The organism is Actinoplanes sp. NBRC 103695, assembly GCF_030269485.1.
Taxonomy (GTDB): domain Bacteria; phylum Actinomycetota; class Actinomycetes; order Mycobacteriales; family Micromonosporaceae; genus Actinoplanes.
The window spans coordinates 77,714-100,848 of the sequence record NZ_BSTL01000003.1; the positions used below are offsets into that span (position 1 = coordinate 77,714).

Annotated in this window: 20 protein-coding genes; 8 read left to right on the forward strand and 12 right to left on the reverse strand. The window is 72.9% G+C overall.

All coding sequences use genetic code 11. The features are described from left to right. Nucleotides 1-23: 23 nt before the first annotated feature. Entirely contained in the window at nucleotides 24-2,660 is a 2,637-nt protein-coding gene (locus tag QSK31_RS05245) for an AAA family ATPase (RefSeq protein WP_285681544.1), read from the reverse strand. A 28-nt stretch (nucleotides 2,661-2,688) separates the two neighbouring features. Here QSK31_RS05245 and QSK31_RS05250 point away from each other — a divergent pair, with 28 nt between their 5' ends. Beyond that, the gene (locus tag QSK31_RS05250) at nucleotides 2,689-3,750 is read left to right on the forward strand and encodes an FAD-dependent oxidoreductase (protein WP_285681546.1); all 1,062 of its coding nucleotides are present in this window, start codon (nucleotides 2,689-2,691) and stop codon (nucleotides 3,748-3,750) included. Between the two features lie 83 nt (nucleotides 3,751-3,833). Here the strand turns inward: QSK31_RS05250 and QSK31_RS05255 are convergent, their stop codons facing one another. Then, on the reverse strand, nucleotides 3,834-5,558 hold the full coding sequence (locus QSK31_RS05255) for an MOSC and FAD-binding oxidoreductase domain-containing protein (protein WP_285681548.1): 1,725 nt from the start codon (nucleotides 5,556-5,558) through the stop codon (nucleotides 3,834-3,836). 135 nt (nucleotides 5,559-5,693) lie between these two features. On the opposite strand from QSK31_RS05255, the gene QSK31_RS05260 reads away from it, so the two are divergent. Genes QSK31_RS05260 through QSK31_RS05270 form a run of 3 tightly spaced genes read left to right on the forward strand, consistent with a single transcriptional unit; the run spans nucleotide 5,694 to nucleotide 10,442 of the window. Next, nucleotides 5,694-6,509, forward strand: a complete 816-nt coding sequence (locus tag QSK31_RS05260; protein ID WP_285681549.1) for a class I SAM-dependent methyltransferase — start codon at nucleotides 5,694-5,696, stop codon at nucleotides 6,507-6,509. 51 nt (nucleotides 6,510-6,560) lie between these two features. Then, nucleotides 6,561-8,996, forward strand: coding sequence for a rifamycin-inactivating phosphotransferase (rph, locus tag QSK31_RS05265; protein ID WP_285681550.1), 2,436 nt, complete (start codon nucleotides 6,561-6,563; stop codon nucleotides 8,994-8,996). A 24-nt stretch (nucleotides 8,997-9,020) separates the two neighbouring features. Continuing rightward, nucleotides 9,021-10,442 carry a hypothetical protein gene (locus QSK31_RS05270; RefSeq protein WP_285681552.1) on the forward strand — a complete coding sequence of 474 codons (1,422 nt, stop codon included), beginning with the start codon at nucleotides 9,021-9,023 and terminating at the stop codon, nucleotides 10,440-10,442. A 38-nt stretch (nucleotides 10,443-10,480) separates the two neighbouring features. On the opposite strand, the gene QSK31_RS05275 is transcribed toward QSK31_RS05270, so the two are convergent. After that, a complete protein-coding gene (locus QSK31_RS05275) occupies nucleotides 10,481-10,783 on the reverse strand; it encodes a hypothetical protein (RefSeq protein ID WP_285681554.1) in 303 nt (100 codons plus the stop codon). Between the two features lie 340 nt (nucleotides 10,784-11,123). Further along, a complete protein-coding gene (locus QSK31_RS05280) occupies nucleotides 11,124-11,954 on the reverse strand; it encodes a helix-turn-helix transcriptional regulator (protein ID WP_285681556.1) in 831 nt (276 codons plus the stop codon). A gap of 127 nt (nucleotides 11,955-12,081) precedes the next feature. Between QSK31_RS05280 and QSK31_RS05285 the strand changes: the two genes are divergently transcribed. Genes QSK31_RS05285 through QSK31_RS05295 form a run of 3 tightly spaced genes read left to right on the forward strand, consistent with a single transcriptional unit; the run spans nucleotide 12,082 to nucleotide 14,489 of the window. Further along, entirely contained in the window at nucleotides 12,082-13,077 is a 996-nt protein-coding gene (locus QSK31_RS05285) for an SDR family oxidoreductase (protein WP_285681558.1), read from the forward strand. Nucleotides 13,078-13,086: 9 nt separating this feature from the next. Beyond that, nucleotides 13,087-13,839, forward strand: a complete 753-nt coding sequence (locus QSK31_RS05290) for a methyltransferase domain-containing protein (RefSeq protein WP_285681560.1) — start codon at nucleotides 13,087-13,089, stop codon at nucleotides 13,837-13,839. Next, complete coding sequence (locus QSK31_RS05295; protein ID WP_285681562.1) at nucleotides 13,836-14,489, forward strand: pyridoxine/pyridoxamine 5'-phosphate oxidase; 654 nt, start codon at nucleotides 13,836-13,838, stop codon at nucleotides 14,487-14,489. Before QSK31_RS05290 ends, QSK31_RS05295 begins: the two co-directional genes overlap by 4 nt. Nucleotides 14,490-14,522: 33 nt before the next feature. Here the strand turns inward: QSK31_RS05295 and QSK31_RS05300 are convergent, their stop codons facing one another. The 7 genes from QSK31_RS05300 to QSK31_RS05330 all read right to left on the reverse strand — a co-directional run bounded on the left by QSK31_RS05300 (nucleotide 14,523) and on the right by QSK31_RS05330 (nucleotide 21,671). Next, nucleotides 14,523-15,062, reverse strand: coding sequence for a hypothetical protein (locus tag QSK31_RS05300; protein WP_285681563.1), 540 nt, complete (start codon nucleotides 15,060-15,062; stop codon nucleotides 14,523-14,525). Nucleotides 15,063-15,202: 140 nt separating this feature from the next. Continuing rightward, nucleotides 15,203-16,693, reverse strand: coding sequence for a sensor histidine kinase (locus QSK31_RS05305; protein ID WP_285681565.1), 1,491 nt, complete (start codon nucleotides 16,691-16,693; stop codon nucleotides 15,203-15,205). After that, complete coding sequence (locus tag QSK31_RS05310; RefSeq protein WP_285681567.1) at nucleotides 16,690-17,382, reverse strand: response regulator transcription factor; 693 nt, start codon at nucleotides 17,380-17,382, stop codon at nucleotides 16,690-16,692. Before QSK31_RS05310 ends, QSK31_RS05305 begins: the two co-directional genes overlap by 4 nt. Nucleotides 17,383-17,465: 83 nt before the next feature. Then, nucleotides 17,466-19,619 carry an FtsX-like permease family protein gene (locus QSK31_RS05315; protein WP_285681569.1) on the reverse strand — a complete coding sequence of 718 codons (2,154 nt, stop codon included), beginning with the start codon at nucleotides 19,617-19,619 and terminating at the stop codon, nucleotides 17,466-17,468. Further along, nucleotides 19,616-20,296, reverse strand: a complete 681-nt coding sequence (locus tag QSK31_RS05320; RefSeq protein WP_285681571.1) for an ABC transporter ATP-binding protein — start codon at nucleotides 20,294-20,296, stop codon at nucleotides 19,616-19,618. Before QSK31_RS05320 ends, QSK31_RS05315 begins: the two co-directional genes overlap by 4 nt. Then, entirely contained in the window at nucleotides 20,293-20,817 is a 525-nt protein-coding gene (locus QSK31_RS05325; protein WP_285681574.1) for a PadR family transcriptional regulator, read from the reverse strand. The genes QSK31_RS05320 and QSK31_RS05325 overlap by 4 nt, the downstream gene beginning before the upstream one ends. Before the next feature lie 65 nt (nucleotides 20,818-20,882). Continuing rightward, nucleotides 20,883-21,671 (reverse strand): SDR family NAD(P)-dependent oxidoreductase, encoded by a 789-nt coding sequence (locus QSK31_RS05330; RefSeq protein WP_285681575.1) that lies wholly within the window; start codon nucleotides 21,669-21,671, stop codon nucleotides 20,883-20,885. A gap of 101 nt (nucleotides 21,672-21,772) precedes the next feature. On the opposite strand from QSK31_RS05330, the gene QSK31_RS05335 reads away from it, so the two are divergent. Continuing rightward, the gene (locus QSK31_RS05335) at nucleotides 21,773-22,345 is read left to right on the forward strand and encodes a TetR/AcrR family transcriptional regulator (RefSeq protein WP_285681577.1); all 573 of its coding nucleotides are present in this window, start codon (nucleotides 21,773-21,775) and stop codon (nucleotides 22,343-22,345) included. Between the two features lies 1 nt (nucleotide 22,346). Here QSK31_RS05335 and QSK31_RS05340 read toward each other — a convergent pair whose 3' ends face one another. Beyond that, on the reverse strand, nucleotides 22,347-23,090 hold the full coding sequence (locus QSK31_RS05340; RefSeq protein WP_285681579.1) for an SDR family oxidoreductase: 744 nt from the start codon (nucleotides 23,088-23,090) through the stop codon (nucleotides 22,347-22,349). Nucleotides 23,091-23,135 lie beyond the last annotated feature (45 nt).

Genomic DNA, 23,135 nt, shown 5'->3' on the forward strand with positions numbered 1-23,135 from the left:
CGGATGATGAAGCTTCGCTTACGTCATGTGACGGTATCCCGCAGCTCCGCGCGGGACGTGACGCCGAGCTTGGGGAAGATCCGGTGCAGGTGCGAGCTGATCGTCCGATGTGACAGGTACAGCCGCTGACCGATCTCCCGGTTGGTCAGCCCGGCCGCCGCCAGCTGCGCGATCTGCAACTCCTGCGGGGTGAGCCGGTCGCGGGCGTCGGGGATCCGGCTGCCGCTCGTCTCCCCGGAAGCGCGCAACTCCACCCGGGCCCGGTCGCCCCACGGCGTCAGACCCAGCGCGTCGAACGTGTCACGGGCCGCCCGCAGGTGCGCCCTCGACTCGGCCACCCGCCGCTGGCGGCGCAGCCATTCCCCGTACCCGAGCTGTGCCCGCGCCCGGGGAAAGGGCCACGGACCCGGGGCGGCCTGGTACAACGGCTGCGCCTCGGCGTCGCCGGCCAGCAGGGCACGGGCGTAACGCAGGCCGATGTGCAGGACCGGTGACGGGGTACGCCGCCCGACCGCCGTCATCTCGGCCAGCACTCCCCGGACCGCGTCCGGCTGCCCGCCGCGCACCGCCGCCTCGACCAGGTCGCCGACGGCGTGGCACCGCAGCGCCTGGTGGTACGCCGGGTCGGCCGGGTCGAACATGCGCCGCAGCTCGGTGAGCGCGTCCTCGTGGCGGCCGCCGGCGAGCGCCGCCGACCCGCGGGCGTACTGCACGGCGGCCAGCACGGCGTTCGCGGCGCCGGGCAGCGCCGCCTTCTCCGCCCGCGCGGCGAGCCGGTACGCGTCGTCCTGCTCACCCCGGACCGCGGCGAGCTGAGCCTGGGCGGCCAGCGCGGTCGCCGCCACCAGCGGCTGCGAGGTGTCACGGGCCAACCGGTACGCCTCGTCGGCGGCCGGTATCGCGACGCCCAGATCGACCAGGTAGGCGCAGCTGCGCGCCTGCAACGTGAGGGCGCGAGCCAGCAACGCGAGGCTGCCCTGCGCGCGCAGCCCGGCCAGCGAGCCGGCGAAGAACCCGGCGGCCAGGTCGAAGGCGCCGACCGCGTGCGCGGCGTTGCCCAGCATCCGGGTCGCCCGCCCGTCGCTGGTCACCGTGTGCCGCCGCAGCCGGTCCAGCACGACACCGCCGTGGTCGATCGGCGAGGCGAACGCCAGGACCATCAGCAGCCGGGGATCGTCGGAGTCCACCGGCACCCGCTCGGCGGCGGCGACGACGCTGCGCCGGGCCTCCACGCCGGGCTCGGTCCACCAGCACCGCAGCGCCGCCCCGTACAGCAGATTGAGCGCCAGGTCCGGGTCGTCGGCCGCCGCGCGCTCGGCGACCTGCGCCAGCGGCCACGCGGCCTGCGCCCGGCCGAGCACGCCGTCGTCGAAGCTGTCCCGGATCCACGCCGTCCGCCAGCGCTGCCGCTCCGACAACCCCACCCGGTCGGCCTCGGCCAGCAGCCGTTTCACGCCGTCGCTCCGGCCCAGCTCGAAGGCGAGTTCCGCCGCACGAAGCAGCCGCTCGCCGCGCAGGGCCGGGTCGCCGGTGAGCTCGGCCGACCGTTCCATCGCCGCCGCGCCGGCCGCGATGCCACCCTGGCGCTGGGCGCGCCCCGCCGCCGCCTCCAGCTCGGCGGCGACCGCCTCGTCCGGGCCGGACGTGGACGCGGCCCGGTGCCAGACCCGGCGATCGTCGTCGGCGACCACCAGGGCCAGGGCGGCGTGCGCGGCGTGCCGACGGCCGATGCCGGCACGCTGGCGGATCGCGGAGCGCATCAACGGATGCAGGAACCACACACGGTCGGTGCCGGCGTCGATCAGCCGCGCCGCGATCGCGGGTTCCAGATCGTCGACGGTGGCGTGCGAGGCGGCCAGCGTCTCGGCGAGGGCGTCGCCGTCGTTGAGCGCGGCCGTCAGCAGCAAGGTCTGGGTGGCCGCGGGCAGGCCGGTCACGCGGGCCGCGAACGCGTGCTCCAGCCGCGCGCTCAACGGCATCGCGGACGACGAGTCATCCGCGGCGGTGGGCAGCTCCACCAGCGCGAGCGGGTTGCCGGCCGCCTCCCGGAGCACCCGCTCCCGCACCTCCGGCCGCAGACCCGGCGCGCGCCTGTCCACCACGAGCTCGGCCTCGGCACGCCCCAGCCGGCGCAGCGCGAGTTCGGGCAGGCCGCTGCCGGTGAACGGGCCGTCGAAGCCGTCCCGCACCGCCGCCAGCAACACGACCGGCTCGAAGTCCAGCCGCCTGGCGACGAAGACGAGGACATCCGCGCTCGACCGGTCCAGCCACTGAGCATCCTCGACCACCACCAGCACGGGCGCCGCCGCGGCGGCCTCGCCCAGCAGGCTCAACGTCGCCAGCGCGATCAGGAACAGCTCCGGCTCGGCCGTGCCGCTGCGCCCGAACGCCGCCAGCACGGCGTCCCGCTGCGGCGGCGGCAGCTGGTCGACCTGGTCGAGGATGGGCCGCAGAAGCTGGTGGAGGCCGGCGAACGCGATGTGCGCCTCGCTCTGCACGCCGGTGGTGGTGAGGACGCGCGTCCGCCGGGACTCGGCCAGCCGGGCCACCTCGGCCAGGAGCGCCGACTTCCCGATCCCGGCCTCGCCGCGGACCACGGTGACCCCACCGCCGTCGAGGAGCCGGAGCTCATCCGCACGACCGACCAGCTCCGCCGACATGCCGCCATCATCCCCGTACGCTTGCTCGGTGATCAACTCGCGGCGGGCGGCGGTGGCGGTCATCGGCGGCGGGCAGTCCGGGCTGTCGGCCGCCTACCACCTGCGGCGGCGGGGCGTCGACTTCGTCGTGTTCGATGCCGAGGCGGGACCGGGCGGGGCCTGGCAGCACCGGTGGGAGTCGCTGCGGATGGCGACCGTGAACGGGATCTTCGACCTGCCCGGCTTTCCCAAGCCGCCGATCGACCCCGCCTCGCCGAGCCGCGTCGCGGTGCCGCACTACTTCGCGGACTTCGAACAGGCGGCCGGGCTGTCGATCCTGCGGCCCGTCAAGGTCAACGCCGTACGCCGAGCCGACCCTGACCTCCTTGTGGAGACCAGCGCCGGCGACTGGATCGTGCGGGCGGTCATCAACGCCACCGGCACCTGGACCAATCCGGTCCGGCCGCACTATCCGGGACAGGAGACCTTCGCCGGGCTGCAACTGCACACCAGCGAGTACGTGTCCGCGGAACGTTTCGCGGGGATGCGGGTCGCGGTCGTCGGGGGTGGGATCTCGGCCGTTCAGCAACTCGAGGAGATCTCCCGGGTGGCGACCACGTTCTGGTACACCCGGCGCGAGCCGGTCTTCCGCGACGGCGCGTTCGAGCCGGAGGTCACCGGGCGCGAGGTCATCGGCAAGGTGGTCGCGGACGTCGAGGCGGGGCGGCCGACCGGCAGCGTCGTCTCCTACACCGGGCTGCTCTGGACGCCGTACGCCCTGGCCGCCAAGGAGCGCGGCGCCCTGGAACGCCGGCCGATGTTCACCTCGATCGCGCCGCACGGGGTCTGGGAGAAAGAACGTTCGTTCACTTCATTGCAAGTGATTCTGTGGGCTACCGGATTCAAGGCGGCGCTCGGCCACCTCGACCCTCTCGGCCTGCGCAACGAGCAGGGCGGCATCCGGCTGACCGGTACGCAGGTGGCCGGCGAGCCTCGCGTCCATCTGATCGGCTTCGGCCCGTCGCAGTCCACCGTCGGCGCCAACCGGGCGGGCCGCGCGGCCGTGAGCGCCCTGGTCAGGTGGCTCTCGGGTGACAGGCCGGGGTGGTGAATCCAGGCCTCGAGGCGAGGCTGACCGAGCTGTCCGGCTTGATGCGCGAGAGCGACGCCGCCGGCTGGTCCGCGTCTCGGAGCTCAAAGGTCCAGCACGACCGGGCCGCGGGGCCGGGCGGAGCAGATCAGCACGTTGCCTTCGGCGGGCGCGTCGACCGGCTCCGACGTGTAGTCGACCGTGCCGGAGAGCATTCCGGTCTCGCAGGTGTGGCACACCCCGGAACGGCAGGACCAGCGGGCCGGCACGTCGCACGCCTCGGCCAGGTCGAGCAGGCTGGCGCAACCCTCCGGCCACGGGACGGTGAGGTCGCTGCGGACGAAGGACACCGCCGGGCCGTCGCCGGGCGGATCCGCGGGCGGGTGCGGGGGACGGGCCGCCTTGGCGCTGATGCCGGGAGTGAGGCCGGGCTGCGCCCCGAAGATCTCGGTGTGGATGCGGTCGGCCGGCACGCCGGCCTCGACCAGCGCGGCGGAGACGTCGGTGAGGAAGGTCGCGGGCCCGCAGAGGTACGCCTCGGCGTCGGGCGGCAGCGCCAGCGTACGCAGCAGCTCTGCCGACAGCCGGCCGGCGGTGTCGTAGTCGTCGCCCGGGCCGGGCCGGCTGAGGCAGACGTGCGAGCGGGCGTGCGGCAGGGCGGCGAGCAGCGTGGCCACCTCGGCGGCGAACGGTCGCTCGGCGCCGTCGCGAGCGGCCTGGATCCACCACACCTCGCGCGGTGATCGTTCCGCGGCCAGGGCGTGGAGCATTGCCAGCACCGGCGTCGCCCCGACGCCGCCGCCGATCAGCAGGACCGGGGTCGTCGCCGGGCGCAGGACGAAGCCGCCGCGGGGCGCGGCCGCGTCGATCAGGTCGCCCGGGCGGATCTTCGTGTGGATGTAGGCACCGGCCAGGCCGTGCGGCTCGCGTTTGACGCTGATCCGGTAGCCGGCGTCGCCCGGCCGCCCGGACAGCGAGTAGCTGCGGACCAGGCCCGGCCGGAGCCGTACGGTGAGGAACTGCCCGGGAAGCGCGGCCGGGACCGGCGTGCCGTCGGGGTCGGCCAGCCGTACCGAAGAAATGGTGGTGCTCTCGGTCTCGACCGCGGTCACCAGCAGGGGGCGGAACCCGGTCCAGGCCGGTGGCGGCGCCGCGGTGACCAGGCCGGCGTTGCCGTTCGCGGACTCCGGCTCGGCGAGCATCGCCCGGAACGAACCCTGCCAGCCGGGGCTGAGCGCGGGGATCCGCAGCGTCCGCTCGATCCGGTCGCGCGGGTGGCCGGGCAGGTAGAGCAGGGCGTCCACCTCGGCCACCGTCATGCCTTCAGGGCCGTCGGCGACCTTGACGATCTCGTCGCCGGACCGGACGTGGCCCTCGCGCAGCACCCGCAGGTAGAAGCCGGGCCGGTGGTGCTGGACGAGCAGCGCGGGCATCCGGGGCTCGTCCATCCGCATGCCGACCCGGTAGCAGGTGACCCGCGGCTGCGTCACCTCGAACAGGGCGTCGCCGACCTGGTACCGGTCGCCGATGCACACCTCGTCGTCCGGCAGGCCGTCGACGGTGAAGTTCTCGCCGAACTGGCCGTACGTGAAGTCGTCGCGGCCGAGGAACTGCTGCCAGTGCCGGTACGAGCCGAGCTGGTAGACGAAGACCGCCCGCTGCTCGCCACCGTGCCCGCCGAGGTCGCCCTGCCCGTCGCCGTCGATGTTGAGCCGCCGCACCAGGGCGGGGCCGTCGACCGGCGCCTTCCAGACCCCGGTGTGGACTGTCTGCCCGTGCCAGAGCACGTCCTGGGGAAGCCCCACATTGACCGACCGCAGCGTCGCCATCCCGGCAGCCTAGCGACGACGGGCCGCGGTCCGTTGGGACCGACGTGCGTGTCCGGGAGTGCACTAAGTGGACGATGACGGACATCGGCGTCACGGAGCGACCTAGGGTGGGTGCGCCGACGAGGGGAGCAATCATTGTCCGGGACAGACATCGACTACGACGGGCTGGCGGCCGGGTTCGACGAGATCCTGCCGTTGCTGGCGCCGGTGACCGATGGCCTCGCCGCGCGGGCGCCGGGGCTGGTGACGGGCGCGGCGGTGCTGGATGTGGCGTGCGGGACCGGCGAGCCGGGGCTGACGCTCGCCGAACGGCACGGCGGGCTGCGGCTGCTCGGGGTCGACGCGTCCGAGCGGATGATCGCCATCGCCCGTGCCAAGGCCGCGCGGCGCGGGCTGTTCGGCGTGCGGCACGAGGTGATGAACGCCCAGAAGCTGGACGTCGAGGACCGCAGCGTGGATGTGGTGGTGTCCCGGTTCGGGCTGCTCTCCTTCGCCGATCCGGAGGCGGAGGCGCGCGAGGTGGAGCGGGTGCTGCGCCCCGGCGGGTCGGTCGCGGTCGCGACGTGGGACGCCCCGGAGGCGAACACGATCACCCACGCGCTGATGGCGGCCGCGGAGGCCTCGCTGCCGGCGCCGGTCAAGGCGGTGGCCGAGCAGCAGGCGCGGTACGCCGAGCCCGGACTGCGGGAGTCGTGGCTGCGCGGGGCCGGCCTGGTCGACGTGACCAGTGAGACCTTCGGCTGGAACGCGGATTTCCGGGACGAGGCGGCCCTGTGGAGTCTGGCCTCGGGCCCGGCCATGCTCGGTGCGTTCTCGACGAACATCGACGATGCGATCCGTGACGCTTTCCGCGCCGCGATGGCCGAACACCGGGGTGCCGACGGCTCCTACACCATCCCGTACGCGTGCCGTCTGATCTTTGCTCGAAAGAACTCCCACCTCAACATATAGCGGAGTGTCCGTCTTGCGGCAAGACCGGGGGGTTCGCGCACACTCTCCTGCGTGACCCACTACATCCTGCAGTTGACCGACATCCGGCCGGCGCAGTTCGCGCTCGCCGGTGGCAAGGGTGCGAACCTCGGCGAGCTCGCCCGGATGGACGGCGTCCCGGTGCCGCCCGGGTTCGTCGTGACGACCGACGCCTTCCGGCTGATCACACCGTCGATCGAGGGCCTGCTCGACCGGCTCGGGCCGGGCGACGGGGGCGCGGAGATCCGCCGGGCCATCCGGGCGATCCCGATTCCGGACGAGGTGGCGGCGGAGGTCACGCGCGAGATCGGCGAGGGGGCGTACGCCGTCCGGTCCAGCGCGACCGCCGAGGACCTGCCGTCCGCCTCCTTCGCCGGCCAGCACGACTCGTACCTCGGCGTCGTGGGGCCGGCGGCGGTCCTCGAGCACATCGGCCGGTGCTGGGCGTCGCTGTTCACCGAGCGGGCGATCAGTTACCGCCTGCGCAACGGCGTCGACCACCGCACGGTCCGGATGGCCGTGGTCGTGCAGCGGATGGCCGTCCCGCGCGTGTCCGGCGTGCTGTTCACGGCCGACCCGGTCACCTCGAACCGCAAGATCGCCTCGGTGGACGCCGTCCCCGGCCTGGGCGAGGCGCTGGTCTCCGGGCTGGTGAACGCCGACGGCTACCAGGTGCGCGACGGCGGCATCGTCTCCCGCCGGGTTGCCGGGCAAGGGGAGCCGACGCTGACCGACGCGGAGGTCCTGCGGCTGGTGCGGCTGGGCCGCAGGATCGAGGCGCATTTCGGCCGCCCTCAGGACATCGAGTGGTGCCTGGCCGGCGACGAGTTCCAGATCGTCCAGAGCCGTCCGATCACCACCCTGTTCCCGATCCCGGAGGCGGGCGACGAGGAGAACCACGTCTACGTCTCGGTCGGCCATCAGCAGATGATGACCGACCCGATGAAGCCTCTCGGGATCTCCTTCTGGCAGATGACCACGCCCCGGCCGATGGCGGTGGCCGGCGGGCGGCTGTTCGTCGACGTCACCCAGACTCTGGCCGTGCCGGCGAGCCGGGACGCGCTGATCGAGGCCCTCGGCACCAGGTCCGATCCGCTGATCGGGGACGCCCTGCGGACCGTCGTGGAGCGCGAGGGTTTCCTGCCGGCGCCGCCCGGGGACGGCCCGGCCTGGACGGCGCCCGGCAGCGGTCCGGACCCGCTCGAGGCCGATCCGGACGTCGTGGACGCGCTGATCGAGCAGTACCGGGAGTCGATGGCCACCCTCCGGCGGGAGATCCGTACGCGGTCCGGGAAGGCTCTGCTCGATTTCATCCGGGCCGACCTCCAGGAGCTGAAACGGCTGCAGTTCGACCCGCGCAGCATGCGGGTGATCATGTCGGGGATGGAGGCGGCCTGGTGGCTGAACGACCACATGCTCGAGTGGCTGGGTGAGAAGAACGCGGCCGACGTGCTCACCCAGTCGGTGCCGCACAACGTCACCTCGGAGATGGGGCTGGCGCTGCTCGACGTCGCGGACGCGATCCGTCCGTACCCGGAAGTGGTTGATCTTTGGGAGAAGGCCGCCGGCGACGATTTCCTGGACGGGCTCCCCGCGCCCGTGCGCGACGCCCTTCAGACCTACCTGGACGAGTACGGGATGCGCTGCGTCGGCGAGATCGACATCACCCGCCCACGGTGGGCCGAACGGCCCGTCACGCTCCTGCCGCTGATCCTGGCGAACGTGCGCAATTTCGAGCCCGGCGCCCACCGGCGGCTCTTCGAGCAGGGCCTGCGGCAGGCGCGGGAGAAGGAGCGTGACCTGCTGACGCGCCTGCGGGACCAGCCCGACGGGGAGCGCAAGGCCGCCGAGACCAAGAAGATGATCGATCGTGTACGCACGTTCAGTGGTTACCGGGAGTACCCGAAATACCACATGATCAGCCGCTACTGGATCTACAAGCAGGCGCTGCTGGCCGAGTACGACGAGGACATCTTCTTCCTGAGCTTCGACGAGCTGCCCGGTGACGGGGTGGACGCCCGGGTTCTTCGCGAACGCGAGGAGGCGCACGAGTCGTACCGGGCGCTTACGCCGCCCCGGGTGCTCACCTCGGACGGCGAGGCGGTGACCGGCAGCTACCGGCGGGAGGGCCTGCCGGAGGGCGCGCTGGCCGGGATGCCGGTCTCCGCCGGGACCGTCGAGGGGCGGGCCCGGGTGGTCCGAGACCTGGCCGAGGCCGACCTCGCACCCGGTGACATCCTGGTCACCGCCTTCACCGACCCCAGCTGGACGCCCTCGTTCGTCACCGTCGCGGGACTGGTCACCGAGGTCGGCGGCCTGATGACCCACGGCGCGGTGATCGCCCGCGAGTACGGGCTGCCGGCCGTCGTGGGGGTGGAACAGGCGACCAGGCTGATCCCGGACGGGCAGCGGATCCGGGTGCACGGCGCCGACGGTTACGTCGAGTTGCTCGGGGATCTTGGCACATAGTCAAATCATCTTTATATTGACCGGGTGGATGACGGGACGGAACGGTATCGCCGCTACCGGCGGCTGGTGCGCGCCTATCCGCCGGGGCCCCGGCGGGACGAGCTCCTCGACACGATGGTCGAGGTCGCTGCGACGGCCGGCCGCCGAGGTCCCACGCCGCGCGAGAGGATCAACGTCTTCGGGTACGCGCTGAGGACGCGTCTCCGCCGCCCGCGCACCATCGGCGTGCTCGTGTTCGCCGTCGTGCTCATGGCGGCCGGGGCGTACCTCGGCGCCGCCGCGGGCAACCGGATCGGGCTCGGACAGGTCACCGCGCAACCCACCGGCGACCTGTCCGGGATCGTCTTCCCCGGCCTGACGGTGTGGGGCGGCAAACCGGCCGACGTCATCGAGAGCCAGCCCGACGGCGAGGGCATCGAGTACGGCTGGAGCGTCTACTGGGTACGGCACACCGACGCCACCCGCGACGTGGCGGCCTACACCGCGGGCGCGCGTTCCCGGCTGGCCGCCGCCGGCTGGGCGACGCACGACCTCGAGGAGGGTTTCTGGGCGAGCCGGGACGGCCTGGTGCTCCGCTTCGAGGACATCGTGTTCACCGACGTCCCCTATTACGACTCGGACGGCGGGGCACGCTTCTCGGTACGCGGTGACGCGCAGCCGCCGATCTGGTTCGACCGCGCCGGAGCCGTGCTCGGTGCGATCGTCGCGCTGCTGCTCACCGTCTACGTCAGCCGCCGTATCGGCTACAGCAGCGAGGGCAACGGGCTGCTCGGGATCTTCACCGGCATCATGCTCCTGCTGCTGGTGCCCGGGATGACGCTGAGCCAGCCGCCGGACCCGCCGGGCCGGGAACCGTGGTGGAACGGCCTGCAGTCCGAGCTGGGCGCCGGCCCGGCCTACATCGCCGGCTTCATCGCGGTTCTGCTGCTGACCGTGGCCTTCTTCCACAAGAAGGGCCTGCCGCGCCGGGGGATCCGCGCGGCGGGCGCCTTCCTGCTGCGCAACGAGAGAGCCACCACCGCGGCGGTGCTCGTGCTGGTCGGGTGCCTCGCGGCGTACGGAATCCTGTGGCTGGTGAACGTCACCGACCCGCCGTGTCATCCCAGGGCGGGCGTTCCGGTGGCCGCGCCCGACAGCGAGGTCCGCGACAGCGACCGGGTGCACATCTACGTCGACCCGCAGGCCACCCCGGAGCAGCGCAACCTGATCGTCGCGGCGACCCGGCGCAGCTGGGCGTTGGGCGAGGAGGCCGAGCTCGTCTGGCAGCCCGGCTCCGCCGAGTTCCGCGAGCAGTACTGCGGCGGCGGGAAGGTGCCCGCGGAGGCCGTCACCGGGCTGCCGCACTTCTTCTCGGTCAAGCTCAGTTACGCCCGCGATTACCCGGCGCTGCTCGACGAGGTGCGGGACCAGGCCGGGGTCCTCTCCGTACAGCGCGTGCCGTCCTGACCGGGCAGTGTGCTGCTTTCGTGCGTCCGGTCAGGGAGCTACAGGCCGGAGCGCTGACGCGGCGGCGCCATCTGCACGGTCCAGGTGCGGGCCGTGCCGACGACCGCCATCGCCCGGCAGAGGAGATCGCAGCCGAGCTGGGGGCTGCCCTCCGCGAAGCCGCGGTTGATGAAGCTGACGGCCCGGTCGTGATCACCGGTGGCGAGCGCATCCTCGAGCCCCGCGGTGAGGGCCCCGGCGAGTGCGGCGTGGAAGCTGTCCGCGCCTTTCTCCCGCAGCGTCTTGATGGGCTTGCGCACCGTCTGCATGGCGATCGCGGGCGGCGCGGACGCGGCGTTCATCTAATTACTCCTTAGCGGTCGGTGACCTGCTCAGGATCAGATGGACCCCGAAGAATGAATCTCGTCACCCGTCACTCTACCCGCAGGAGCAGGTCTTCCGTCGTACGAGACTGTCAGTAGCCGGAGGGTAGACGGTGTGTGTAGTGCCCCTCCAGAGCGGCGATCTCGTCGCCGGTCAGTTCGATCTCCAGAGCGGCCGCCGCGTCGGTCGGCGGCCTTGTCGTCGAGCGACCACTGGTCGGCGCCCCGGACCGCCGCCCCGAAGATCATGCACCCCAGCGTGATCCTGCTGATCTTGAGACCCGAACTCCCCGGCCGCGTGTACTCCGTGATCTTCAGCCTACGACGGGACGAGCGCGGCCAGCAGCCGCAGCCGCTCATGACTCTCGCTGCCCGGGGAGGCGGTGTAGACCAGCAGCGAGTGTCCCTGATCGGGGTCGATCAGCCGCTGGCAGCTGAGCTCGAGCATCCCGAGGTCCGGATGGACGAAGCGCTTGACCTCGTCCAGACCCACCCCCACCTGGTGCTCGCCCCAGAGGGCGGCGAACTCCGGGCTCTCGGCCAGCAGCCGGTCCGCCAGCCGCGCGGCCCGCGAGCCCGGGCCGCGGAGGGTGGCCATGCCCCGGGCGCCGGAGGCGAACACGCGGGACAGCCGCTCGTGGTCGCCGGGATGGTAGAGCGCCCGGGTCGCCGGGTCGGTGAACCATCGGTAGGCGATGCTGCGGGCCGGTCCCGTGTAACGGGTCGAGTCGCCGGTGAGCGCGACCCCCAGCGGGGTCTGCCGGAGCGTCTCGCCGAGCTCGGTGAGGATCTCGGCGGGGCTGTCGGCGAGCCGGTCGAAGATCCGGAGCAGGCCGGGGCCGATGTGCTCGCTGGTCGAGCCGCGCAGGGGCGGGTGGTGCCCGGCGAGGCGGAAGAGATGGTCGCGCTCGTCGAGGGAGAGGTGCAGGCCCTGGGCGATCGAGGCGATCAACCGCTCGGAGGGATGCGGGCCGCGCTCACGCTCGAGCCGGCCGTAGTAGTCGGCGGACAGGTGGCAGAGCGTGGCGACCTCCTCGCGGCGCAGGCCGGTGGTCCTGCGCCGTTGCCCGCGGGGGAGACCGACGTCCTCGGGCTGCAGGGACTCCCGGCGGTGACGCAGGAACTCGGCGAGCCCGGCACGATCGATCATGCCTCCGTTGTACCGCCGGCGCCCGGACGACGGCCACGGGTTTGCCTGGGATCGTCAGGCCGTGGATGACTCGCGATCCGCGGCGCAGCCTGAAGTCACACCGTTCGACGGAAACCAGGAGTGACACATGGCACGCACACGACCGGACATCGACGTTCCCGACCTCTCCGGGAAGCTCGCCGTGGTCACCGGCGCGAGCGACGGCGTGGGCCTGGCGCTCGCGGGGCGCCTCGCCTCGGCCGGCGCGGAGGTCGTCATGCCCGTACGCAATGCTCGGAAAGGCGAAGCGGCGATCGCGACCATCAAGCGCAAGCACCCGGCGGCCGCCGTCTCCCTCCGCGAGCTCGACCTGTCGTCGCTGGCCTCGGTCGCCGCGCTCGGCGCCACCCTGCGCGGCGAGAACCGCCCCCTGCACATCCTGATCAACAACGCCGGCGTGATGACCCCGCCCGACCGGCAGACCACGGCCGACGGGTTCGAGCTGCAACTCGGCACGAATCACCTGGGTCACTTCGCCCTCGTCGGCCACCTGCTGCCCCTGTTGCGCGCGGGCCAGGCCCGGGTGACCTCCCAGCTCAGCGTCGCCGCGAACCAGAACGCGATCAACTGGGACGACCCGAACTGGGAACGGTCCTACGACGGCATGCGCGCGTACAGCCACTCCAAGATCGCGTTCGGCCTCTTCGGCCTCGAACTGGACCGGCGCAGCCGGGCCGGCGGCTGGGGCATCACCAGCAACATCTCCCACCCCGGCCTGGCCGTCACCAACCTGCTGTCGGCGCGCCCCGAACTCGGCCGGGCCCAGGACACCCTGGGACGGCGCGTGATCGGCGCCCTCGGCAGGCGCGGCATCCTCGTCGGCACGCCCGAGACCGCGATGCTCCCCGCCCTGTACGCCGCGACCTCGCCGGACGCCCGCGGCGGCCTCTTCTACGGCCCGAGCGGGATCGGGCATCTGTCCGGCGCACCCGCCGAGCAGACCCTCTACTCCCGGCTCCGCGGCAAGGAGGACGCCGCACGTGTCTGGCAGCTCTCCGAAACCCTGATGGCGACATCCTTCGCCTCCGTGTCGCTCGGCCCAGCGCCCGAGAATCACCGGCCGGGGCCGACGCCGGGTTCCTAGAGTGTCGGCATGGCTGGAGACTTCGACTACGAGGCCCACGGCGGCGGGTACGTGCTGCAACGCCGCCCCGATCCTCGGATCGCCGCGATGGTCCACGCCGCGTTCGGTGACGCCCGGACCCTGCTCAACGTGGGCGCCGGCGCGGGTTCCTACGAGCCGGACGACCGGTACGTCGTCGCCGTCGAGCCGTCCGCGGCGATGCGGGCGCAGCGACCGGCCGGCGCGGTGCCGGCGATCGACGCGACCGCCGAGGCGCTGCCGTTCGACGACGACGCGTTCGACGCGGCGCTCGCCTCGATCACCGTGCACCAGTGGTCCGACAGCGCGAAGGGGCTAGCCGAGCTGCGCCGGGTCACCCGCGGCCCGGTGGTGGTGCTGACCTTCGACGGCGACGCCCTGGACACCCTGTGGCTGGCCGACTACGTGCCCGAGCTGATCGCCGCCGAGCGCCGCCGTTACCCGCCGATCGAGGTGATCGCCGCCGCGGCCGGCCGCACCGCCGACGTGCTGCCGGTCCCGATCCCGATCGACTGCGTGGACGGTTTCACCGAGGCCTACTACGCGCGGCCGGACATGTTCCTCGAGCCCCGGGTGCGGGCCGCGCAGTCGGGGTGGGGCTTCGTCGACGAGCCGGCGATCGCCCGCGGCGTGCGACGTCTGCGCGACGATCTGGCCTCCGGGGCGTGGGACGACCGATACGGCTCGTTGCGCACGCAACCGGAGTTCGTCGGCGCGCTGCGGCTCATCGTGGGGCACCGATGACCGATCTGCGGAGCTATCTGCGCTCCCTGCCGGTCTTCGCCGGCGACCTGCCGGTCTTCGACCCGGCCGAGGCGCCGGACCGGCCCGACGTTCTGTTCCGGTCCTGGTTGGTCACCGCGGTTCAAGCAGGGGTACGCGAACCGCACGCGATGACACTGTCGACGGTCGGCGCCGACGGTGTCCCGTCCGGGCGGGTCCTGATCGTGAAGGACGTCGACGACGCGGGCTGGCGGTTCGCCGCCCACGACGCCAGCCCCAAGGGACAGGACCTGCTCGCCCGCCCGGCGGCCGCGCTCACGTTCTACTGGCCGGCGCAGGCCCGTCAGGTCCGGGTGCGCGGCCCGGTCGTCCCCGATCCGGCCGAGCGCAGCGCCGCCGACTTCCTGGCCCGGCCGCCGGGGTCCCGCGCCGAGGCGTCGCTCGGCATGCAGAGCCGGGTCCTGCGTGACCGGCAGGACCTGGAGGCCGCCACGAGGGAGGCGCTGCGCCGGATCGAGGAGCGGCCCGATCTGGTCGTACCCGAATGGACCCTCTACTCGCTGCGCGCGACCGAGGTGGAGTTCTGGCAGGGCGACGCCCAGCGCAAGCACACTCGCCTGCGCTACACCCGCACCGGCCTCACCTGGCGCCGCGACGCCCTCTGGCCGTGATCCGGAGGTCCGTCGAAGCGCTGTGACCGGCCGTCAGGACGCGGCCGGGGCGGGTGCGGAGGCCGCGGGTGCGGAGGCCGCGGGGCCCGGCGCCGCCGGCGGCGCGTTGCCGGGGCCGTTGCCGGGGCCGTTGTCGCCCGGCCGGCCGCCGTCGCGCCGCCAGCCGCCGTCGCCGGGCCGGCCGCCGTTGCCCGGGCCGTCGTCGCCACGCCGGCCCCGGTCGCCTCGCTCGCGGTCGCCGCCGTCGCGGAAGTCCGGGCGGCCGTGCCCCCGATCGTCGCCGCGGTGGCCGAAGGCGAACGAGCCGATCGCGACCAGCCCTCCGCCGAGCATGCAGCCCAGCAGCAGCGCCACGAGGGCGATCGCCAGCGGCACCCGCCGGCCGTTCCCCGCGGGCCGGTTCCACCAGCGGCCGCGCGACGGTCGAGGCTGCTCGGCGGCCGGGTCGCCGACCGGTCCGGCCGCCGCCGGGTTGCCGGCCGGCTCGGTGTGGCCGGGCTCGGTGCCGGCCGGCTCGGTGCTGAGGGGCTCGGTGTCATCGCCGGCGTTCGGGCGCGGCGTCTGGTCGGTCATGGCGGACCCCGTTCTCGTGATCAGGTTGCCGGGCTCTTCCGGCACATCCCACGATCGGTCCCGGCGCTAAGAGGCGGTGCGCGACCTTCTTAAGAAATCGATCAGAAAGCAGGCCTGGTCCGCGCCGCGAGGCCCGGCGGTCACGGTGTCCGCGCCGGCGGGGGAGCGGGCAGGCGGATGGTGATCACCGTCCCGTGCGGCTCAGCGGCCTCGGCCGTCACCGTGCCACCGTGCTGCGCCGCGGTCTGCGCGACGATCGCGAGGCCCAGGCCGGAGCCGGGCGTCGACCGGGCCGCGACCGCGCGGTAGAAGCGGTCGAAGACGTACGGCCGGTCCGCCTCGTCGATGCCGGGGCCGTGGTCGGTGACGGTGAGCCGGTAGCCGTCCGCGCCGTCGGCGTGCAGCTCGGTGTGCACGGTGGCGCCGGGCGGGCTGAACTTGGCGGCGTTGTCCAGGACGTTGACGAGCATGCGTTCCAGCTCGTTCGGCCGGCCCAGGACGGCGGCCGGGTCGAGGTCCGCGGTGAAGGTCAGGCCGGGCGCGCGGATCCGGACCCGGGCGAGCGCGGCGTCGGCCACCTCCTGCAGCTCGACCTGTTCCGCGTGGCCGCGGGCGGTCTCCTCGCGGGAGAGCTCGACCAGCTCGGTGGTCAGCGTCGCGAGCTCGGCGACCTGGGCGTCGAGGTCGTGCAGCAGCTTGGCGCGTTCCTCGGGCGGGAGCCGGTGGGCCAGCTCGGGGTGGCGTTCCACCTCGAGGAGCAGTTCGATGTTCGTACGGATGCTGGTCAGCGGCGTCCTCAGCTCGTGGCCGGCGTCCTCGACCAGGGTGCGCTGCGCGCGGCGGGCGGTGTCGATCGCGGCGAGCATGGTGTTCACCGACGTGCCGAGGCGGGCGATCTCGTCGGCGCCCTCGGTGGCGATCGGGCGGCTCAGGTCCATGGTGACCGCGACGTCCTCGACGGCGTCGGTGAGCCGTTGCACCGGCACCAGCCCGGCCCGGGCCACGGCCCGTCCGAGCACGGCGGCCCCGGCGATGCCGAGCGCGCTGCCGACCGCGAGCAGGACGGCGAACAGGCCGAGCGTACGGTCGTCGGGTCCTTGGTCGAGGGCGACCTGCACCGCGCCGCCGCCGGCGACCGGGACGGTGAGCATCCGGTAGGTTTCCCGGCCGACCGCGACATCCTCCTGCGCCATCCGGCTGCCGCCCGCCGCGACCGTCCGCGCGCGCGGGGTGACCGGCAGCGGGCTCGCGGCCGAGCTGATCACGGTGGCCCGGGCGTCGAGGATCTGCCAGCGCGGTCCGAGCTGGCGAGGGCCGTGCCGCCCACCACGGTTCCATCGCTCGCCTCCAGGGCCAGAGCCAGGGCCGGGGCCAGAGCCGGGGCCAGAGCCAGAGCCGGGGCCGGGGCCAGAGCTGGGGCCGGGGCCGGGCGGCGGAATGAGCCACTGATCGGGTTGCGCGGCGATGGCGGCGGCGTCCGCGCTCAGCGCCGACTGCATCCGGCGCTGCTGGATCTGCTCGACGACCAGCCAGGACGTCACCGCCATGGCCACCACGGCGGCCGCCACCGCGCCGGTGACCAGCAGCGACAGCCGGGTGTGCAGGGTGCGCCGGCGCCACCAGGTGGTCACAGCGGCTCCTCCCGCAGCACGAAGCCGACACCGCGGACGGTGTGCAGCAGCCGCCGCTCGTCCCCGGTCTCCAGCTTGCGGCGCAGATATCCCAGGTAGACGTGGATGCTGTTGGAGGTCTCGCCGAAGTCGTAGCCCCACACCTGCTCGAACAGGACGGTGCGGGTGAGCACCTGCCGGGGGTGCCGCAGGAAGACCTCGAGGATGGAGAACTCGGTGCGGGTCAGCCTGATCGCCCGGTCACCCTTCCACACCTCCCGGGTACGCGGATTGAGCCGCAGGTCCGCGAAGGTGAGGAGCTCATCGGCCGCGGGAGCCGGGGCGGTCAGCATCGAACGGCGCATCAGGGCTCGCAGCCGGGCCTTCAGCTCCTGGATGGCGAACGGTTTGACCAGGTAGTCGTCGGCGCCCGCGTCCAGCCCCGCGACCCGGTCGCCGACGCTGTCGCGGGCGGTGACCATCAGCACGGGCAGCAGGATCCCGTCCTCCCGCAGCTGCCGGCACGTCTCCAGCCCGTCCAGGCGGGGCATGCTGACGTCCAGGATCATCACGTCCGGTTCGCCGGCGCGGACGGTGTCCAGCGCCTCCTGCCCGTCCCCGGCCGTGTCCACGTCGTGGCCTTCGAAGCGCAGGGTACGCGCGAGCGAGTCACGCACCGCCGCGTCGTCGTCCACGACCAGGACCCGCATGTGTCTCCCCGTTCTCGGCCTGGTCCCATGGTGGGCCGGGAACGGGGAGAAACGGTGGCGCCTTTCCTAAGCGTTTCCTATGTTTATTCGCTCCGGGCGGTCTCCGGCCCGGTCACGCGTTCCAGCAGAGGCAACGTGGAGGCGATGATGCCCAGGCAGCCGCCCAGGCCCAGCACCACGATGACGTAGTACTCCGCGCCGGGGGCGATCAGCGTGTAGTCCATCTGGGCCCGCAGGAAGAGCTGGGCCGCCAGGAAGCCCATGCCGATCGCCACCACCGCCACGGTCAGCATCGGCACGGCGCTCTCCAGCGCGACCACCCGGCGCAGCACGCTGACCGGCACGCCGGTCAGGCGCAGCAGGCTGAACGGGCGTTTCCGCTCGGTCAGGCCGCCGGCCACGCTCACCGCGAGGCTGCACCCGGCCAGCGCCAGGCTCGCGATGATGATGACGTCGGCCAGTTGCTTCCAGCCGCTCAGCTGGTCGGTGAGCGTCGACTCGAACTCCCCGGGAGCGTTAGCGGCCACCCAGAAATCCGGGAAGGCCAGCGAGAGGGCGGTGCGCACCCGTTCACGCGGTGCGGTCGAGCCGTCCGTGCCGACCACGATGGACACCACCGGCAGCTTCGCCACGGCGGCGGCGGTCAGGGGCGCGGCGGGCCAGACCCGGCTCGCGGACGCCGACTCCCGCCAGGGAATGAAGTTGCCCGCCACGACGGCCACGTCGGTGCCGTCCGCGCAGCGCCCGTAGACCGGGGGGATGTCGGCACAGGCGATCACGCCGGCCTCGCCGCCGCGGACCGGGTTCGAGTGGACCGCGGTGACGGTCCGGACGCCGGGGATCGCGCGGAGCTCGGCCAGCAGGGTGCCCGGGACCGTGGGTGGTTCCTGGTAGAAGGCGGTGGACAGGGTGGCGGCGTCGGTCGAGCCGCGCTGCGCCGGGCCGCGTTCCGCGACGATCGTGGTGATCACGCCGACGGCCACGCTGGTCACGAAGAGGGCGAGCATGATGCCGCTGATCGCGCGGAAGCCGGCCTTGGGGTTGTCGGCGAGGCGGCGGGCGGCGATGAGCGTAGCGGGGTGCCGGGCCCGCCGGGCCATCAGGCGGGCGCCGGCCATGGTGAGCCACGGCCCGGCCAGCACCAGCCCGGCCATGATGAGCAGCAGACCGGGAAGGAAGATGGCCGTCTGTCCGCCCGATGTCTCCGGCCTGTGGCCGATCGCGAAGGTCAGCACGGCGATCCCGATCAGCAGCGGGATCAGGCGCCAGGCCCGCGGCGGACGCGGGGTGACCCGCCGGGTGACGCCCAGCGGCGAGATCCGCACCCGGGCGAGCGAGACCCACGCGGCCAGCGCTGCGCCGGCCGGAACCCCGATCGCGACGACGAGCGCGTCCAGCGGCCGCAGCGACATGTCGGCGGGGAAGAACGGATCGCCGGTGAACGGGATGCCGGCGAGCCGGCCGCGGAAGGCGTAGAACAGCGCGAAGCCCAGTGCCACACCGGCCAGTGCCGCCAGCGCGGCCTCGGTCGCCGCGATCACCGAGATCTGCCGGGGAGTGGCGCCGACCAGCTGCATCGCCGCGAACCGCTGCTCCCGGCGCGCGGCGCTGAGCCGGGTCGCCGTGCCGATGAAGATCAGCACCGGGAAGAGCAGGCCACCGGCGATGACGCCGAGAATCAGGTCCACCACGGTTTCCGGCAGCGCGGGAGGTTCGCCGCCGACCGTGGCCAGGTGTCGTGCGTGCGGCAGCTTGGCGACCTCGCCGGGGGCACCGCCGACGATCACGAGCAGCGAGTCCGGTGAGGCCAGCGTCTGGTCGCCGATCATGCCGAGGTTCTGCCCGGGGTAACGGTCGCCCAACTGCTGGGGCGGCGCCGTGGCAAGCAGCTTGGCGAGAGCCGGTGAGGCGTAGAACTCGCCCGGCCCTGGCGTCCTCGGAATGCCGACCGGCGTCGGTGAACCGGGGCCGGTGGCGGCGACGTCGACCCTGGTGATCAGCTCGCCGTCGAAGAAGTCCTGGCGGGTCGACCACCACAGGGGTTCCGCCGGTGTGGTCGCCGGCTGTTTCGGGAACAGCGCGGCGTCGCGGGTGAGCTGTGCGTTGACCGCGTTGACCCCGGCCAGCGTGACCAGCAGGAGGCCGGCGCCGACGGCGACGGCCAGCGCGATGATCGTCAGGCGGGTGAGCGCCTCGCGGCCGCCGGAGACGGCGAGGCGGATCCCGAAACGGATCATGAGGCGATCCGGTCGTGCGCGATGACCTGGCCGTCGCGCACGATGACCTCGCGATCCGCGTACGCGGCAACCCGCGGCTCGTGGGTGACCAGCACGACCGTCGTCCCCTGCTCCCGCGCGGTTCCCACCATCAGGTCCATCACCTGCTCGCCGGTCAGCGAGTCGAGAGCGCCGGTCGGCTCGTCGGCGAACAGCACCCGCGGTTCCGCCACCAGACCTCGCGCCAGCGCGACGCGTTGCGCCTGCCCGCCGGAGAGCTCACCGGACCGGCGCTGCTGCATGCCCTCGAGGCCCAGCCGCGCGAACCAGCCGCTCGCCCGGCGCAGCGCCTCGGCACGCCTGACGCCGGCCAGCAGCAGGGGCAGGGCGACGTTCTCGACCACGGTCAGCTCGGGCACGAGCTGACCGAACTGGAACACGAACCCGAAGCGCTCCCGGCGCAGCACGCTGCGCCGGGCCTCGCGCATGGTGTCGACCCGCTCGCCGTCGAACCACACCTCGCCCGCGTCAGGCACCAGGATCCCGGCCAGGCAGTGCAGCAGTGTCGACTTGCCGGAGCCGCTCGGACCCATGATGGCGAGGATCTCGCCCTGCTCGACGGCGATGCTCGCCTCGCGCAGCGCCGGGGTCGTGCCGAACGAGAACACCACCTCGCGTGCTTCCACCGCGATCGTCACGGCCGGACCACCTTCCGCAGGGCGTCGAGCCGGGCGCTGGTCGCCTCGATCCAGCGCAGGTCGGCCTCCAGGTGATAGAGGCCGTGGTCGGCGAGCATCACGTCGACGAGGCCGCCGGCCCGTTTGATCTCGGTCAGCTCGCGCATCCGCCGCAGGTGGGCGCGACGCTGGGTGTCCAGGTACTCCTCGGCCGGACGGTCCAGCATCAGCGCCAGCGCGACCTTGGTGAACAGCACGCTCTGCAGATGCGGCTCCGGCTCGACCGGCTGGGTCAGCCACTGGTCGACGTCGGTCGCGCCGACGTCGGTGATGACGTACTGCTTGCGGTCCGGGCCGACGCCGGGGCCGACCTCGCTGATCATCACCTTGCCGTCGCGGGCCAGCCGGCTCAGCGTCGAATACACCTGCCCGAAGGGCAGCTGCTTGCCCCGGCCGAAGTAGGTGTCGTAGGCGCGCTTGAGGTCGTAACCGTGGCTGGGCTCCCGATCGAGCAGGCCCAGGAGGGTGAGAGGAACGCTCATGCGGACGACCATACACCGGGGGTATACACCGCGTATATACCCCCGGTGTGCAAGTGGGTTGCGAGTCAGGCGGCTCGCAAGTTGCCGCCGTCCACCACCCAGTTCGAGCCGATCGCGCTCGGCATGGTGGCGGAGGACAGCAGGAGCACCGCGCGGGCGATCTCGTCGGGCTCGATCATTGCGCCGCTCAGCATCCCGCTCTGCTGCGGCAGGGCGGCCAGCAGAGTGGCGTGGTCGATACCCATGTGCTCCGCCAGTTTCGCGCCGTACCCGTCCTTGCCCTCGAGCATGTGGGTGCGGGTGGAGCCGGGCGTGACGACGTTGACCCGGACGCCGTCGCCGGCCACCTTCTCCGCGAGCCCGCGGGAGAAGGCGTTGATCGCGGCCTTCGACGCCGCGTAGGCGAGTGGCACGCCGCGCGGATCGCGGGAGCTGGTCGAGCCGATGTTGACGATGGCGCCCCGCGACCGGGTCAGGGCGGCCAGTGCCGCGCGGGTGGTGCGCACGGCCGAGCTCAGATTGAGGCCGAAGACGTAGTCCCAGACGTCGTCGTCGCCGTCGAGCGGGTCGGCGAGGGAGCCCTCCGGCGGCACGCCGCCACCGGCGTTGTTGACCAGGACGTCGAGCCGCGGATCGGCCGCGAGGACCGCCTCGACCGCCTGCCGGGGGCCGTCGGGCTCGGACAGGTCGGCCGGGACGAAGAAGGCGCCGGTGGCGTCGAGCTCGGGCGTGCTGGTCCGGGAGACGGCGGCCACCTTGGCCCCCTCGGCCACGAAGGCCCGGACGATCGCGAGGCCGATGCCCTTGCTCGCTCCGGTGACGAGGACGCGCTTGCCGGAAAGTTGGAGATCCATGCCCAGAACTGCACCACGGTGGTCGGCGTAATGTCAATAACTGAGTCTCTTCAGTCTCATTTATGGGTCGAGTAGAGTGTGCGTTGACTCAGGGAGGTTGGATGAGGGCGGACGCGGAGCGCAGCACGGCGCGGATCCTGGAGGCGGCCGAGGCGGTGCTCGCCGACGACCCGAACGCGTCCCTGGAGCGGGTCGCCGACGCGGCCGGGCTGGCCCGGGCGACCGTCCATCGGCGCTTCTCCTCGCGGCAGGCGCTGGTGGAGGCCCTGACCCAGCAGCTGAATGAGCGCTACCTGCAGGGGCTCAAGCAGGCGCGGGTGGAGACGGCGCCCCCGCTGGTCGCCCTGCACCGGCTGACCGAGACCGTCTTCGAGCTCAAGGTCAGCCATCGGTTCGCCATGAACGCCTCGGCCGACCCGGTGACCCTCTGCCCGTCGCTCAGCCCGGAGGTGACCGCGGGCCTGGAGCTGTTGTTCGGCCGGCTGCGCTCCGCCGGGGTGATCACCGCGGACGGTCCGGCCTGGTGCGTCCGGGTCTTCCTGGCACTCCTGATGGAGGTCGACAAGCTGCCCTCCGACGCGCCCGACCTCATCCCGGCCGGTGATCCCGGCGCCCGGATCGACCTGCTGGTCCGGTCGGTGATCGGCGCCCTCGGCGGCGACGTTCGCGCCTAGCTCAGTGCGCGGTCCATCCGCCGTCCAGCGCGATCGAGGCGCCGGTGATCAGGTCGGCCGCGGGGGTGCAGAGGTACGCCACGAGCTCGGCCACCTCCTCGGGGGTGATCAGCCGTTTGATCGCCGTACGCGCGAGCATGATCTTCTCGACCACCTCGACCACCTCGGCCTCCGGGATGCCGTGCGCGGCGGCCTGGTCGGCGATCTGCTTGTCGACCAGCGGCGTACGCACGAAGGCCGGGTTGACGCAGTTGGACGTCACGCCGTGGCCGGCGCCCTCCAGCGCGATGGTCTTGGAGAGCCCTTCCAGGCCGTGCTTGGCCGTCACGTAGGCCGACTTGTACGGCGACGCGATCAGCCCGTGCACCGACGAGATGTTCACGATCCGGCCCCAGCCGCGGTCGTACATGTGCGGCAGGACTCGGCGCGCCAGCCGGAACGGCGCCTCGACCATGACCTTCTGGATGTGTACGAAGCGTTCCGGCGAGAAGTCCGGCAGCGGCGCGACGAACTGCAGCCCGGCGTTGTTGACGAGGACGTCGACGTTCGCCGGGAGAGCCTCGACCGCGTCCGGGTCGGCGAGGTCGGCGACCAGGTCGGCCGCCTCGTCGATGTCCACGACGAGCACCTCGGCGCCGGCCTCGGCCAGCCGCTCGGCGCACGCCCGGCCGATCCCGCTCGCGCCGCCGGTCACCATCGCCGTCCGGCCGGTCAGATCAAGCGCGACCACGCGCGTCGTCGTCATGCGACGAACCTATGACGGACCTGAAGGATTGTGTCAAGATCGGCC